The organism is Winogradskyella sp. (assembly GCF_028289625.1).
GTDB lineage: Bacteria > Bacteroidota > Bacteroidia > Flavobacteriales > Flavobacteriaceae > Winogradskyella.
Window position 1 is genome coordinate 85,345 of record NZ_JANQOM010000063.1, and the last position, 16,249, is coordinate 101,593.

The following is a 16,249-nucleotide window of genomic DNA, read 5'->3' on the forward strand; positions in this document are numbered from 1 at the left end:
TTATTCTTTATGATAATGATTATACACTTTGTTGGCTCGCGAGACTCCTACTATGGCCTCTAGTTCATCTAATTTTGCATTGGCAATGCGTTTAACCGTTTTAAATTGTTTCATTAAGTCAACAATCGTTTGCTCTCCCACACCTGGTATATTTTCAAGTTCGGTCGTCAGAGCACTTTTGCTTCTTCGGTTTCTGTGATGCTCAATACCAAAACGATGCGCTTCGTTACGCAACTGTTGAATAATCTTTAAGGTTTCACTTTTTTTGTTTAAATATAATGGAATTGGATCATCTGGATAGAATAATTCCTCTAAACGTTTGGCAATTCCGATAATCGCTATTTTTCCTCTCAAACCCAAAATATCAAGACTTTTAAGTGCAGAAGACAATTGACCTTTACCACCATCTATAATAATGAGCTGAGGTAGTGGTTGATCTTCCTCCAATAAGCGCTTATAGCGTCTGTGTACGACTTCTTCCATAGAGGCAAAATCATCTGGTCCCTCAACCGTTTTTATGTTAAAATGGCGATAGTCTTTTTTACTAGGCTTTCCATTTTTGAATACAACACAGGCTGCTACAGGATTTGTTCCCTGAATATTGGAATTGTCAAAACATTCTATATGCCTTGGTTCTTCAGATAATCGCAAATCTGCTTTCATTTGTGCCATTATGCGGTTGGCATGTCGATCGGGATCGACTATTTTAATTTGTTTGAGTTTATCCGTGCGATAGTACATGGCATTACGCTTAGACAGATCGACTATACTTTTCTTGTCTCCAAGTTTAGGAATAGTAACTTTAATTTCTTCTCCTAGATCTACTTTAAAGGGCACATAGATTTCATTAGATTTAGAATTAAATCGTTGACGAATTTCCGTAATGGCAATTTCTAAAAGTTCTTTATCAGTTTCTTGAAGTTTCTTCTTAATTTCAAGTGTATGAGACCTTATAATAGAGCCGTAACTTAATTGTAAAAAATTAATGTAAGCATAGGTTTCATCACTTACAATCGAAAACACATCGACATTGCTAATCTTCGGATTTACAATGGTCGATTTAGCCTGATAGTTCTCTAAAATCTCTAGCTTTTCTTTTATCTTTTGAGCATCTTCAAACTGCATGGTTTCAGCATATTGCTTCATCTGAGCCCTAAACTGTTGCAGTGAGTCCTTAAAATTTCCTTTAAGAATTTCTCTAATGGCTTTTATATTGGCATGATAAGCTCCTTCAGTTTCTCTACCTTCACAGCCTCCTTTGCAGTTACCTAAATGATATTCCAAGCAAACTTTATACTTTCCTGACTCGATTTTAGCTTCGGATAAATCATAATTACAAGTACGCAAATGGTAGAGCCCTTTGATTAAATCTAACAACGTCCTCACTGTCTTCATGCTCGTGTAAGGACCAAAATATTCCGACCCATCTTTAATGACTCTCCTCGTGGAAAACACCCTTGGAAAACGTTCCTTCTTAACACAAATCCAGGGATAGGATTTATCGTCCTTAAGCATAACGTTGTACTTGGGCTGATACTTCTTTATGAGATTGTTTTCCAATAAAAGCGCATCGTTTTCTGTTTCTACAACAATATGCTTTATGGATGCTATATTTTTAACGAGGACTCTTGTTTTTCCATAATCGTGATGCTTTGTAAAATAACTACTAACACGCTTCTTTATGTCCTTAGCTTTACCAACATAAATTAAGGTGTCATCATTATCAAAATACTGATATACTCCAGGCTGGTGAGGTAAGGTTTTAATTTGTATTTCCAATGAAGTTTCCGACATTAAATCAAAGGTAAATAAAAGTTCTAAGCACCTAAAGTTTTAAGTACGTTAAGTGAATATGAAAAACTTTGAATATTTTAGCATGAATAACTTTAAATACTTTTTAATTTAAGGCGCTTTAAGTATTCCTATGAACATCGTCATCCTCTCCCGAAATGAAAACTTGTATTCCACAAGGCGTCTTGTTGAAGAAGGTGAAGACAGAGGACATGATATGGAAGTCATTGACCCTCTGAAGTGTGATATTATTATTGAAAGAGAGAAACCTACTATTTTTTATAAAGACCGGTATCTGAACTATGTTGATGCTATCATCCCTAGAGTTGGAGCGTCCGTAACCTTTTTTGGCTGCGCTGTTGTAAGGCAATTCGAAATGATGAATGTGTTTACGACTGTAACCTCTGATGCTATTTTAAGAAGTCGGGATAAACTAAGAAGTTTTCAGCGTTTGTCTAAGGCTGGTATCGGAATGCCAAAAACTGTTTTCACTAATTACTCTAGAGATGTTGAAGAGGTATTGAACCATGTAGGTGGGCCTCCTGTAATTATTAAGTTGCTTGAAGGCACACAAGGATTAGGTGTAGTTTTAGCAGAGTCTAGGAACGCTGCTGAATCAGTTCTTGAAGCCTTCAACGGGTTACAAGCTAGAGCACTCGTACAAGAATACATTGCTGAAGCTAAAGGTGCTGATTTAAGGGCACTTATCGTTGATGGTCAAGTGGTTGGTGCAATGAAACGGCAAGGGAGGGAAGGGGAATTTCGTTCTAACTTGCACAGAGGAGGAAAAGCCGATTTAATACGCCTTTCGGAAGATGAATTAAAATTAGCAATAAAAGCAGCACGTGCCTTAAAGTTACCTGTTTGCGGTGTAGATATGCTTCAGTCCGCACGAGGGCCTTTAATCATGGAAGTGAATTCTACACCAGGTTTGGAAGGCATTGAAAGAGCTACTCAAAAAAATATAGCAAGAGCTATCATTACTTTCGTAGAACGCAATCGAAGATAGATGAGCGAAAAAGAAGTTTTAGATATACTTGGCGAAAAAGTAGCACTAGGCAAAAGTGCCAAAGTAAGTTTTAATGTCGCCAAATTACATACCCAAAATACAATTGATGTCCCGGTAATTATAGAACGTTCTAAAAAACCTGGTCCAACTGTATTAATAACCGCCGGGATTCATGGAGACGAAGTTAATGGTGTGGAAATTGTTCGGCAGATTATTGCTAAAGGTATTAATAAACCAAAGAAAGGTACCATTATTTGTATTCCTGTGATTAATGTTTTTGGATTTATCCATATGGATAGGGAGTTTCCAGATGGGCGAGATCTCAACCGTGTTTTCCCTGGCGGAAAAAATGGCTCTTTAGCAAGTAGGGTTGCCCATAAATTAATGACAGAAATTGTGCCACACGCTGATTTAATTTTAGATTTTCATACTGGTGGTGCAGATCGGTTTAATGCAGCTCAAATACGAATCGTAAAAAATGAAATTATTTTAGATGAATTAGCACAGGTTTTTGGAGCGCCAATTATTTATTACTCTAAAAACCTTAATAAGTCCTTTAGAAATTCCTGTTATAAATTAGGTATTCCAATGTTACTATTTGAAGGTGGAAAGTCATTCCATATTGATAAAACAGTCACAAATACAGGTGTCAATGGCATAAAACGCGTATTACATCATTTAGGAATGCTAAATCGAAAATTCAAAGCTTCTAAACCAAAAAAGAACTGTATAAAAATCACGGATAGTAAGTGGATAAGAGCTAGCCATTCAGGAATGTTTAGGTCTAATATTTCTGTAAATACTCAAGTTAAGAAAGGTGATGTCTTAGGCCATATCACTGATCCCTACGGTAGTTTTAATCATTTTGTAAAGGCCCCAAATAACGGTTATGTATTTAATGTAAATGAGTCGCCTATAATCTATCAAGGAGATGCTATTTTTCATATTTCTACAAAGCTAGCGTAATGGATAAAGCTAGCTTAAGGAAAACATATAAAGCACTACGACAGAAGTTAACAGCTGAACAAATCGAAGATTTTAGTCTTGCCATTGCCAACCAGTTACTGTCACTTAAAATTTGGGATAAATCATTCTACCATATCTTTTTGAGTATTGAAGAACAAAAGGAGATCAACACGGAATATATTTTAAATATTCTGGCGGGTAAGGATAAAAACATCGTAATCTCTAAGAGCAATTTTGATGATTACTCCATGACGCATTACCTGTTAACCGACAATACAAGAATAAAAAAAAATTCCTATAATATTCCAGAACCAATTGATGGTATTGAGGTATTACCTTCTCAAATAGATGTTGTTTTTGTGCCATTATTGGCTTTTGATAATAATGGAAATAGAGTGGGCTATGGCAAGGGCTTTTATGATCGGTTTTTAGCTGAGTGCCATCCTAAAACCATAAAAATTGGCTTATCTTTTTTTAATGTTGAGGAAGGCGATTTTGTAACTTCAGAAGAAGATATTAAATTAAATTACTGTGTGACTCCACATCAGGTGTTTCTGTTTTAGAGATATCTTTAAAGGCCTTCTTGTTAAACACAATTAAAATACCAATACCAGTACTGATAGCCATATCAGCCACATTAAATACAGGGTCAAAAAACGAAAAATATTTTCCTCCAAAAAATGGTAGCCATTCAGGTAAAATACCTCTCCAAATAGGGAAATGTAACATATCTACGACTTTACCATGAAACACTTCGGCATAGCCCCCATCTTCGGGTAAAAATGTTGCGACTTGCATATAACTATCACTGAAGAATATTCCGTAAAATACTGAATCAATGATATTTCCCAAAGCACCAGCAAAAATAATAGCAATAGCGAACACAAGTGTTTTTGATTTTTTCTTTTTGGTAACATCAACTAGCCAAAATCCAATCCCAGTTACTGCTATAATCCTAAATAAAGTTAGAATTAGCTTTGCAGTCTTATCGGATATAAAGGAAACAAAATCACTTAATTTGGTGCCCCAAGCCATACCGTCGTTTTCTACAAAAGCAATTTTAAACCAAGAAAACACGGTAATATCCTCATTCAATTCAAAATGTGTTTTGATATAGATTTTACTGATTTGGTCAATAAGTAAAATAAGGACGATGACTAATGAAGCTCTCTTTAGGGACATTAAACAATTTTGGGCAAATGTAAACCAATATTTTAAATTGCTCTAATATTAGTTATTCCATAGCGTATGACTATAAAAACCTGCTTCACGCTCTAAGAAATTATCATAAAATGAATTTGCAGTTTCAGTCTCGAACATATATATAGGTCTGAGTATTGCGTAATGATACTCTACATAAAGATGGTTGTTCAACCAGTTAACTACAGAATTGTTTGAAGACCAATTGGCTAAAGGCTTATTTAAATAGGTATTAAATATTTGAAAATCATTAGATTGATATATGTGAATTACTTCATGCACACTAGTTTTAAAATCATCCAAAAACATTTGATCATAAACTATATAACCTGCTGATGCTGCAGCAAAAACATTGTTTAAATTGTTACTTGTTTGCAATTCAGAACTTGAGTAAATAAACTCTCCTATTCTTAAACTTTCCTTTAACTCAAAATTATACCTAAATATTGCATCTATATTGAAAACAAAAGCAATTGGCATGAGTTTATAATTTAATGAAAATTTACCTTTAGTATTAAACTCTATGCGGTTGAAGCCAATATTAAGATGCCATCTATCATAAAAATCGTAATTAAGTGCCGCATTTTCTTTTATGGACGTACCTGCTGCATTTACAAGCTTTGCAGCCCAAAAGTATTCCCATTGTTCTTGGCGTTGGGCTTCTCTTAAAATACGTTTACTTTCAAAAGTTATATAGCCACCCAAGGCCCCTTGCCACAAGGACTTTTTAATTACCTTACCTAAAGGCTCATCTTTTGGTTTGTTAATAATAGCACCAACGGTACTAAAAACAGCACCAAAACCAATATTATATAAAGCTGCTTCTGTATCATTGGCTTGAGCCCTAACAAAAAGGCAATTAGTTAAAATTAAAAACAATAAAAAAGCCTTGAAGTAGTAGTTCCAAGGCTTTAATTTATAGGTATTTGACATTTTACTTCTGCATGTTCTTAGCTTCAATGCTTAGTGTGGCATGTGGCACTAATTTTAGGCGTTCGGGATTTATAAGCTTGCCTGTAACTCTACATACACCATAAGTTTTATTCTCAATTCTAATCATAGCGTTCTTTAAATCGCGAATAAATTTTTCCTGACGAATAGCCAATGCGGAATTTGCTTCCTTACTCATTGTAGCACTTCCTTCTTCAAAGGCTTTGAACGTTGGAGACGTATCATCAGTACCATTATTGTGATCGTTCATATAGGCACTTTTTATCAACTCTAAATCGTGCTCAGCTTTATCGATTTTTTCTTGAATTAAAACTCTAAAAGCTTCTAAATCTTTATCCGAATATCTATTTTTTGTATCTGTTGCCATAGGTTTAGTGTTTTTGTATAAATAGTTTGGTATTGACCTCATCAAAAGCTATCTCTATACCATCACTCAAATTATCAATTATTTTTAAATTTTCCGTTAAGGTCTCAGACTTAATATAGGCTTCATTTGAAGCTATCGCTGCTGAAACTTGCTCATCGTTTTGAAGCTGTACGTCTATACGGTCAGTAACTTCAAATCCAGAATCTTTACGTAAATTTTGAATTCGGTTTACGAGCTCACGTGCAATACCTTCTTCGCGTAATTCTTCTGTTATTGTTACATCTAAGGCTACAGTGAGTACACCTTCATTTGCAACGAGCCAACCTTCTATATCTTGAGATGTAATCTCAACATCATCTAATACCAATGTAATATTTTTTCCGTTAATTTCAACGTCTAAAGTACCTTTTTGCTCGATTTTTTTGATGTCTTCCCCTGAAAATGAGCTTATAGCGTTAGAAATCAGCTTCATATCTTTTCCAAATCGAGGCCCTAAAACCTTAAAATTGGGCTTAATTTGCTTTACCAAAATATCTGAAGCATCTTCCAAAAGTTCAATTTCCTTAACATTGACTTCGTGCTTTATTAAATCAGAAACGGCTTCAATTTCCTTCTTTTGTTGATCGTTGTCAACAGGAATCATTATTTTCTGTAATGGTTGGCGCACTTTAATCTTCTCCTTTGCTCTCAACGATAATACCAAGGAAGATATTGTCTGTGCGTTTTCCATTTTTCGTTCTAAGACCTTGTCTATTGCAGATGCATCTGCTTTAGGAAATTCGGCTAAGTGAACACTTTCAAAGCTTTCTTTATGTGTTACTGCATTTAAATCTAGATACAAGCGGTCCATAAAAAACGGAGCAATTGGCGCGCCTAATTTTGCAATAGTCACCATACAGGCATAAAGAGTTTGATATGCGGAAATCTTATCCGTTTGATAATCCCCTTTCCAGAAGCGCCTTCTACTTAAACGCACATACCAATTACTTAAATAATCCTGAGTAAAGTTTGAAATCGCTCGTGCGGCTCTTGTCGGTTCATATTCCGCATAAAACGTATCTACTTTTTGAATAAGTGTGTTTAATTCTGAAAGGATCCAACGGTCAAGCTCTGGTCTTTCATTTAAAGGGGTATCATCCTCAGAATAATTAAATCCATCTAAATTGGTATACAATGAAAAGAACGAGTACGTGTTATACAAAGTCCCGAAGAATTTACGTTTAACTTCTTCAACACCATCAATGTCAAACTTAAGATTATCCCAAGGATTCGCATTGCTAATCATATACCATCTGGTGGCATCCGCTCCGTGATTAGCTAAGGTTTCAAAAGGATCAACCGCATTACCGAGGCGCTTAGACATTTTCTGTGCATTCTTATCCAAGACCAATCCGTTAGACACCACATTTTTGTAGGCTACCGAATCGAATACCATAGTGGCGATGGCATGTAATGTGTAGAACCATCCACGTGTTTGGTCGACACCTTCAGCAATAAAGTCCGCTGGGAAGGCTTCATTTTTATCAATGAGATCTTTGTTCTCAAAAGGATAATGCCATTGGGCATAGGGCATCGAACCCGAATCGAACCAAACATCGATTAAATCATTTTCACGATTCATAGGTTGCCCTGAATCAGAAACTAAAATAATCTTATCAACAACGTTCTTGTGCAAGTCGACTGTTTCGTAATTCTCCTCTGACATATTACCGACTTCAAAATCAGCAAAAATATCCTCAGTCATTATACCTGCTTGGACAGCCTTTGCCATCTCACTTTTTAGTTCTGCTACCGAACCAATGCATTTTTGTTCTTTACCGTCCTCCGTTCGCCATATAGGAAGTGGAATTCCCCAAAAACGTGAACGCGATAAATTCCAATCGTTTGCATTAGCTAACCAATTACCAAAACGACCTTCGCCTGTAGACTTTGGCTTCCAGTTTATGGAAGTGTTCAACTCATACATACGATCTTTAACATCGGTTACTTTAATAAACCAAGAGTCTAAAGGATAGTAGAGGATTGGTTTATCCGTTCTCCAGCAGTTTGGGTAGCTGTGCTTGTATTTTTCGACCTTAAAGGCTTTATTTTCAATCTTCAATTTAATAGCCAACTCTACATCTACGGATTTCTCTGGCAATTCTCCATCTTCATAATATTCATTCTTGACATACTTCCCTGCAAACTCACCCATTTCTGGTCTAAATCGACCTTGTAAATCCACTAGTGGTACCAGATTACCATTATTGTCTTTCACCAATAGTGGTGGCACTTCTGGACTTGCTTGTTTGGCAACCAAGGCATCATCTGCACCAAATGTAGGCGCGGTATGAACAATTCCTGTACCATCTTCAGTGGTAACAAAATCTCCAGATATGACTCTAAAGGCATTTTCTGGGTTATCGTTTGGTAAGGCATAATCTAAAAGTTGTTCATAATTTATACCAACTAAGTCTTTGCCTTTAAACTCCTCAACTATATAGAACGGAATCTTTTTATCTCCTTCCTTATAGTCTAACAGCTCTGGTTTTGTTTCAACCTGTTGGTATTTTCCTGTGAATTGCTTTTGAACCAAGTTCTTGGCCAACACAACATTCATCGGTTTAAACGTATATTGATTATAAGTTTCTACCAACACATAGTCAATCTTCGGCCCAACAGTTAATGCGGTATTACTCGGTAATGTCCAAGGTGTAGTCGTCCAAGCTAAGAAGTAAATATCCCCTTCATTTTGTAAAAACTCTGGAAGCGATTCTTCTTTAGCCTTAAACTGAGCAACCACCGTAGTATCCGTTACATCTTGATAAGTCCCTGGTTGGTTCAACTCGTGTGAACTTAGACCTGTCCCCGCTTTTGGTGAATAGGGTTGAATAGTATAGCCTTTGTACAATAAATCTTTATCGTATATCTGCTTTAATAACCACCAAACAGACTCCATATATTTGGGCTTATACGTAATATATGGATTGTCCATATCTACCCAGTAGCCCATTTTTTTGGTAAGGTCATTCCAGATGTGGGTATAACGCATTACAGCTTTTTTACAAGCCTCGTTGTATTCTTCAATACTAATTTTGGTGCCAATATCTTCCTTTGTAATGCCTAGTTCTTTCTCAACACCAAGCTCAATAGGTAATCCATGAGTATCCCAACCAGCCTTGCGTTTTACCTGAAAGCCTTTCATGGTTTTGTAGCGAGGAAAAATATCCTTAATGGCTCTTGCCAGAACATGGTGCACTCCAGGTAATCCGTTTGCAGAGGGAGGTCCTTCAAAAAACACATAAGGGGACTTTCCTTCCCTGGTGGTGACACTTTTTTCGAATATGTTATGTTCTTCCCAATAGCCACCTATGTCTTTGGCTACTTTTGGCAAGTTAAGTCCTTTATATTCAGGGAACTTTATGCTCATATCATCAAAATTCTTTTCAATCTGCGAAATTAACGAATTTTAAGGGAAATTAAAGGTAAATACAATTAATGTTAATCTAAATAAAGTATTGATTTAGTCTACACAGAAATCGTTATAATAATTCACTAAATCAATCATAGTTGCCCACCTGAATTCATGATTATCAATACCTTTGATTAAGCCTGAACATTCCCCAAAGTATGCGATGATGCATTTTTTGAAACGCCCTTTTAATTTTGTTGCTAGTTCTTCGTTCTCTCGTTTAACGTAATATTTTACCCCTGTAATTAAAGATGAGCCTAACCCAGGAATCTTATCATCAAAAGAGGGTATAAAAAAAATATCTTTAATTACGTTTGCGTAAAGAGTAACTTCACCTTCAGTTAAGACCTCTAATAATAAAGGATATCGTTCATGATTTTTGGCATATTGGTAATCGAAACGTATATCATACTCAAATCCATGAAATGTAATCCCACTAACAACCAATCCCTCCCAAACATCTGGTTCATCTTCTAAAGATGCCCTGAATTTTATCTTATATCTTTGAAAAATATAACCATAACCTTCAATAGAAGAACCATCATAAAAATGTAAAGTTGCTTCTTGATCTTGGCAAAAACTAATTTTTGAAACTGAGATTATTATTAAAATTAAAATTACTGGGCTTTTGAGAATCATTAAAGAGATGGACTTATTTAAACTTAAAAATTTGATTTTCAATTTAGGAAAATCTAATAATATATAACTATTTCTATCTAAGGTATAGTTTATATCATAAAAAAAGCAAACGAATGTCGTTTGCTTTCTTCTGTTAGGGTTATTAACTAATTTTTGGTTAGTAGAATTAATCTTATTAGTAAAGGTATGCCGAATTATTCTTTAATTGATTAACATATGTTAATCTGGGAGGTATTTTTTTATTCTGCTCAATTGTACCGCGGTAATATTAAGATAGGACGCTATCTGATATTGAGGGATAATGCTATCTATATTTGGGATTTGCTCTTTTAGGATTTGATACCGTTTTGTGGCATTCAACGATATGTGATCTAAATGTTTTCTCTCATAAAGAATAAACAGATACTCTAAAATTCTACTGTATAAATTACTTATTTCGATATTGGTTTTAGTATGCTGAATAAAATCGTTAAAATTTATTTCGTACAAAATAGAATCTGTTAAAGCCTCATGGGTTAATAATGAGGGTTCATTTTTTAATATCGAAGAAAAGGGACCAACAAAACTATATGTTGTATAAAGATTTTTGGTGATTTCTTTACCAGATTCAAGTATATGGTAAGAACGTATTAAACCATAGCTTAAGAAAAAGATATGATTACTTATGGAACCTTGTTCTACAAGTATCTCACCTTGTTTTATTTTTTTATAAGATGCCAGGCTTGTTAAAATCTCATAGGCTTCTTTTGAAATACGGAATTTTGATTTTAAAAAATCAAAGTTAGGGTCATCCATGATTCTAAAATATTAATCTCAACTCGAGATTCTAAAAATTTTTATAGGTGCTCAATATAATCTATTAATACTACTAAAAAGGTCCTAGAGTCATTAATTTAATATCTAAATGAGAAAATCTACTAAATCCTCGATTTTGGAAATCAGTTGAATCTTAATAGAGGGTTCCTTTAAGGTAAACTTATTGTACTTAGAAATAAAAATAGTTGAGAATCCAAGCTTTTCTGCTTCTAATATACGTTGTTCTACACGTTGTACAGGTCTTATTTCTCCAGATAAGCCTACTTCAGCTGCAAAACAAAAATCATTGGGAAGAGCAACATCTTCATTAGAAGATAATATTGAAGCTACAACTGCCAAATCAATTGCAGGATCATCTACAGTAATACCTCCCGTAATATTTAAGAATACATCCTTGGCCCCTAAACGAAAACCAGCTCGTTTTTCTAAAACAGCCAAAAGCATATTTAATCGTTTGGCATTAAAACCCGTTGCTGAACGTTGTGGTGTACCATAAACAGCTGTACTCACCAAAGCCTGAACTTCTATCATCAACGGTCTTAAGCCTTCTAGTGTAGCCGCAATAGCATTGCCAGAGAGTTCACCATCTTTTTCGGAAATTAAAATTTCGGATGGGTTGGAGACTTCTCTTAGTCCAGAACCTTGCATTTCGTATATCCCCAACTCATTGGTAGAACCAAAACGGTTTTTATGAGCTCTAAGAATCCTAAAGACATGATTACGGTCACCTTCAAACTGTAATACGGTATCAACCATATGTTCCAGGATTTTCGGACCTGCAATATGACCATCTTTTGTAATATGACCAATTAACAATACAGGTGTGGCAGTTTCCTTGGCAAATTTAATAAGTTCTGTAGTGCATTCTTTGATTTGTGAGATACTTCCGGCTGAAGACTCAATGTAATCACTATGCAAGGTTTGAATAGAATCGATAATCACGAAGTCTGGCTGTAACTGCTCGATTTGCTTGAAGATATTTTGAGTTTTAGTCTCCGTAAGAATATAGCAACTCTTGCTTTGAGGGTTAATGCGCTCGGCACGCATTTTAATTTGTTTCTGGCTTTCTTCTCCAGATACATATAGGATTTTCTGTTGAAGCTTTAAGGCGATTTGAAGTAAAAGTGTACTCTTACCAATACCTGGTTCACCTCCCAAAAGTGTTACCGATCCGAGCACCATTCCACCACCCAACACACGATTAAACTCAGTATCTTTTATATCTAATCTGGATTCGAGTGAAGTGTCAATTTCATCAATTTTAAGAGGTTTTGAAACACGTTTAGAGTTGGATGACGAAGATTTCCAATCGTTTTTCTCTGGTTTTTGTATGACTTCTTCAGCAATAGTATTCCATTGTTTGCAAGATGTACATTGCCCTTGCCATTTGGCATATTGAGCACCACAATTTTGACAGAAAAAGGTTGTTTTTACTTTAGCCATGTTCTATTTGTAAGCCAAGGGGCTTAGAGAAGTAATTTTAGAACAGCTAAATTAATATAATTTTAGTTGATGTCCTTAAACCAATTTATGATGGTTAAAAATTTTATAGTGGCTAGTTTTGCAGGAATATTTGTGAGCAAAAATGCTCTTGCCCTTTTAAATAATGCTTCAAAAAAGTAATCGGTAGACAGTGGTTTTTTCTTAATTTTCTTCATCCTCTTCCTCCTCTCCTTCATTATCAGTATCAACAACGGTAAGTTCGTCAATTTTAGAAAAGATGAAATCCCTATCAATATGACTTACATCATTTAGTGTTAATGCAGATTCGTATAATTTTTTAGCTTTTTTGTTCTTGCCTATCTTTTCTGAATATTGGGCTAGGTAATAAGTGCCTAGCAATGATTCTGGATTCAATTTCTTAGCAAGCTTTCCTATTTTTTCTAAGGACTCCAAGTCGTTTCGTTGTTCAGCAGCCTTAACTACTTTTTCAAACTCCCCTTCTGTTATAGGCTTTTTAATACCAAACAGTTCTTCAATTCTATCGTATCTATCCACCAAGTATTTATCTAAGGTGCCTTCATAGGGCAACACCTTTTCTTCGAGTTCTTTTTCACGAAGTGGTTTATACAACTCAAAAATCTTGTCGAACGATCTTGCAATGGCACTATTTACCAATGTGTAATGCGTATCGTTATTAAAATCGTCGAAGTAATAAGTAAGGTATTGGTTTTTGACCTGTGCTATTTTCGAATTGGCACTTAGCACGGCTTCTCTAATGTAAGGTAAATCTTTGTCAGATGTGGCCATGTAATAAAAAATATCATCCTTAAAAAACTCCAAGCGTTTTCCTAAATAGTCTCTTACAGTGCCAGATAGATCTGGACTTATACACACATAAGCATTAAAAAGCGGATCTTCTTTAAACAAGTACGAATTAATGAAGTTTCCCATTAAATCGTGACCAACAGCCACTCTAAATTTACTGGTATTGAATTTTTCATCGAGATAAGGCATCAACTCTTCGGCAACAAAGTCGTGAAAGCGTAAACCCGACTCTTTTGGTAAGCCTGTAACTTCATCACAATAACCATCATAACGTCTTTCACTACCTTGTACAACACCGACTATAATTGAGCTTGGCATATCGTCGAAATACGTTTGAAAATCTACCTGACCAGCAATAGGTTCAAATAAATAATCACCATCAAAAACAATAATTAAAGGGTATTTTATTTCTGAAGATGGATCATAATTTTTTGGAAGCTTAATTTTTAACTTTCGTACTGCATTTAATTTTGATGAGCGTATCTCATCATAACTAATTTGAGCAAATAAGGGCATACAAAGCGCATATGCCAAAACTATTAGGGTAGTTTTTCTCATTTATAAGTAGGTTTAGCTTTGGATTACCAAACATACTAAAATACCGTTAAGTTGTGAATTTTTTTCGATGAAATGCAATTAATTGTCCATTGCATCTTGTACTTCATACATTTTTTCGAGCATGATCTCCTTATCAATATACTGAGATGGCTCCATAAGAAGCCCTCCTTTATAACGCAACAAGGCTTTTCTGAGATTGCCTTCTTTTTCGTGAAACATGCCCATATAATAAGCACTCAACATGGATTTAGGAAATTCCTTTTTTATCAATTTTGCCAGTTTTTCTAAAGATTCAAGGTCATCTCGTTTATTACAAGCTGTAGCAATAGCTCTTATATCGTTCTCAATTAACTTTTTTTCAAAACCGTAGAAGTACTCAATATTTTCATACTTTTTTATAAGGTAATCATAAGGAGAACCATCATAAGTCAGGATTTTTTCCTTGTATTCCTTTCCACTTATGGGTTTGTAAATGGTGAATATTTCGTTTAGTGCTTTAGGAATACCTCTTCCAACGAACGAATAGTGATTGGCATCTTCAAAATCATCGAACTTATAACTGAATTTGGGGTTTTCAATGGTTTTTAGTTTTGCATCACACTCTAAAATATCAGTTCTTAGCGCTCTAACGTCAGCATCCGCAGTGGCCATATAGTAAAACGTTTCTTTTGCAACGGTAGGTAAACGTTCATGTAGCCTGTTAATCATCTCTGGTGCTAAATCTGGACTTAAACTCACATAGGCTCTAAATAAAGGAACATCCTTAAAAAGGTAATAATTAATAAAATTAGCACTTAAGTCGTGTCCAATGATGACTCTAAAATTAGAAACCTTATAACTGTCTTCTATAAATGGTAATAGCTCGGCGCTTAAAAATTCATAAAAATTGGCACCCCCATTAGATGGAAAATAGGTTTCATCATCGTAATAAAAGTCTTCCTCCCTAGTCTTATCTTGCTTAATTCCGACAACAATACAATCGGGTATATCTTCCCAATAAGCTTGATAATCAATGTTACCAGCAACAGGCTCAAACAAATAATCACCGTCAAGAACAATCACCAATGGATAACTGCGCTTAGTTTCTGGGTCATAGTTTCGAGGTAATTGAATTTTTAACTCACGTTCACCATCTAGTTTGTATGAATCAATCGTTTTATATATAGCTTGTGCAGGAAGGTGAATTGCTAAAAGAAACAGGATGATAAACGTGTAGAATTTATTCATGTTATAGATGATAGTTAAAGTTAAAGCAAGGTAAAAAATATTTCTATATCCGAGCTTTCTTTCTGTTATAGATTGGTAAGTAAATTAAAGATAAACCACCTAAAATTATTATAACCAAAGTTTGGGTAGACCACATAATCCAGCCAAAAGCCCTACTTGGGTCTTCGGGCATGTTAAATAACAAAAAAGCAATAACTATAGCTTCTGGAAAAGATCCTATACCACCATTGGTAGCCGCAATGCTAAAGCTTGCCAAAATAAATCCTATTAAGACTGCACCTAGTGAAATATCGCTTAATTCAGGTAATGCTTTAGTGGTGATATAAAACATGAACACATACATTACCCAAATAAATACGGTATGAAAAATAAACGGCCACTTTTTTTTCATTTTAAAAATACTCAAAGCACCTTCGATAAGGCCCTTAATAAAGTTTCTGACTTTTAAAGCGAATTTTGAAGCACTTTTTTTAATGAATATATACATGCCTGAAATGACAATCAATCCAGCAACTACTATAACGATTAAAGATGTAGGGTTAAACTTATTCATGAAATAGTCATAAATGAATTCGAACTTTAAAATTAAGGCAACCCCAATAATTATAAATAACATTATAGTATCAGCTACACGTTCAGCTACAATAGTTCCGAAGCCCCTATCAAAAGGGACATCCTCATAGTTAGACAAAATAGAAGCTCTGGCAACTTCACCAGCACGAGGAATTGTAAGGTTGATAAGATAGGCCGAATACACAGCCATAAAGCTATTGATAAACCGTGGCTTATAGCCTAAAGGTTCTGCCATAAATAACCAACGGTAAGCTCTTGAGGTATGACTCATTATCCCACAACTTACACCAAGCACTATCCAGAAATAATTGGCATCTTTAAAATACTGAACGAGTTTTGAAATCGAAATTTGCGACAACGAATACCAAACCAGTGCAATTCCTAATAGTAAAGGCAATACAACTTTTAGGATGGATTTTGGATTATTCAAAAA

14 protein-coding genes are annotated in these 16,249 nt (G+C 35.0%); 3 read left to right on the forward strand and 11 right to left on the reverse strand.

Annotation, left to right across the window (positions count from 1 at the left end):
* Positions 1-1,794 (reverse strand): excinuclease ABC subunit UvrC, encoded by a 1,794-nt coding sequence (gene uvrC, locus Q0992_RS12890; RefSeq protein ID WP_299525018.1) that lies wholly within the window; start codon positions 1,792-1,794, stop codon positions 1-3.
* A 130-nt stretch (positions 1,795-1,924) separates the two neighbouring features.
* Between uvrC and rimK the strand changes: the two genes are divergently transcribed.
* From rimK to Q0992_RS12905, 3 genes are read left to right on the forward strand one after another with little or no spacing between them, the layout of a single operon-like run.
* Positions 1,925-2,800, forward strand: a complete 876-nt coding sequence (gene rimK, locus Q0992_RS12895; RefSeq protein WP_299525020.1) for a 30S ribosomal protein S6--L-glutamate ligase — start codon at positions 1,925-1,927, stop codon at positions 2,798-2,800.
* Positions 2,801-3,766: a succinylglutamate desuccinylase/aspartoacylase family protein gene (locus Q0992_RS12900; RefSeq protein ID WP_299525023.1), complete on the forward strand. Its 966-nt coding sequence runs from the start codon at positions 2,801-2,803 to the stop codon at positions 3,764-3,766.
* Positions 3,766-4,329, forward strand: coding sequence for a 5-formyltetrahydrofolate cyclo-ligase (locus Q0992_RS12905; RefSeq protein ID WP_299525026.1), 564 nt, complete (start codon positions 3,766-3,768; stop codon positions 4,327-4,329). The genes Q0992_RS12900 and Q0992_RS12905 overlap by 1 nt, the downstream gene beginning before the upstream one ends.
* On the opposite strand, the gene Q0992_RS12910 is transcribed toward Q0992_RS12905, so the two are convergent.
* The 10 genes from Q0992_RS12910 to Q0992_RS12955 form a co-directional block, all read right to left on the reverse strand.
* A complete protein-coding gene (locus tag Q0992_RS12910; RefSeq protein WP_299525029.1) occupies positions 4,283-4,948 on the reverse strand; it encodes a lipoprotein signal peptidase in 666 nt (221 codons plus the stop codon). The two genes, Q0992_RS12905 and Q0992_RS12910, sit on opposite strands and share 47 nt — an antisense overlap.
* 48 nt (positions 4,949-4,996) lie before the next feature.
* Positions 4,997-5,899, reverse strand: a complete 903-nt coding sequence (locus tag Q0992_RS12915) for a hypothetical protein (RefSeq protein WP_299525032.1) — start codon at positions 5,897-5,899, stop codon at positions 4,997-4,999.
* Position 5,900: 1 nt separating this feature from the next.
* Positions 5,901-6,284 (reverse strand): TraR/DksA C4-type zinc finger protein, encoded by a 384-nt coding sequence (locus tag Q0992_RS12920; RefSeq protein WP_299366020.1) that lies wholly within the window; start codon positions 6,282-6,284, stop codon positions 5,901-5,903.
* A gap of 4 nt (positions 6,285-6,288) precedes the next feature.
* Entirely contained in the window at positions 6,289-9,693 is a 3,405-nt protein-coding gene (gene ileS, locus Q0992_RS12925; RefSeq protein WP_299525035.1) for an isoleucine--tRNA ligase, read from the reverse strand.
* 93 nt (positions 9,694-9,786) lie between these two features.
* On the reverse strand, positions 9,787-10,416 hold the full coding sequence (locus tag Q0992_RS12930; RefSeq protein ID WP_299525038.1) for a hypothetical protein: 630 nt from the start codon (positions 10,414-10,416) through the stop codon (positions 9,787-9,789).
* Between the two features lie 177 nt (positions 10,417-10,593).
* On the reverse strand, positions 10,594-11,169 hold the full coding sequence (locus tag Q0992_RS12935) for a Crp/Fnr family transcriptional regulator (protein WP_299525041.1): 576 nt from the start codon (positions 11,167-11,169) through the stop codon (positions 10,594-10,596).
* Between the two features lie 105 nt (positions 11,170-11,274).
* Positions 11,275-12,633, reverse strand: a complete 1,359-nt coding sequence (gene radA / locus Q0992_RS12940; RefSeq protein ID WP_299525044.1) for a DNA repair protein RadA — start codon at positions 12,631-12,633, stop codon at positions 11,275-11,277.
* A gap of 201 nt (positions 12,634-12,834) precedes the next feature.
* Complete coding sequence (locus tag Q0992_RS12945; protein ID WP_299525047.1) at positions 12,835-14,016, reverse strand: alpha/beta hydrolase-fold protein; 1,182 nt, start codon at positions 14,014-14,016, stop codon at positions 12,835-12,837.
* 78 nt (positions 14,017-14,094) lie between these two features.
* Positions 14,095-15,243: an alpha/beta hydrolase-fold protein gene (locus Q0992_RS12950; RefSeq protein ID WP_299525050.1), complete on the reverse strand. Its 1,149-nt coding sequence runs from the start codon at positions 15,241-15,243 to the stop codon at positions 14,095-14,097.
* A 43-nt stretch (positions 15,244-15,286) separates the two neighbouring features.
* Positions 15,287-16,246 carry a lysylphosphatidylglycerol synthase transmembrane domain-containing protein gene (locus Q0992_RS12955; RefSeq protein ID WP_299525053.1) on the reverse strand — a complete coding sequence of 320 codons (960 nt, stop codon included), beginning with the start codon at positions 16,244-16,246 and terminating at the stop codon, positions 15,287-15,289.
* Between the last annotated feature and the right edge of the window lie 3 nt (positions 16,247-16,249).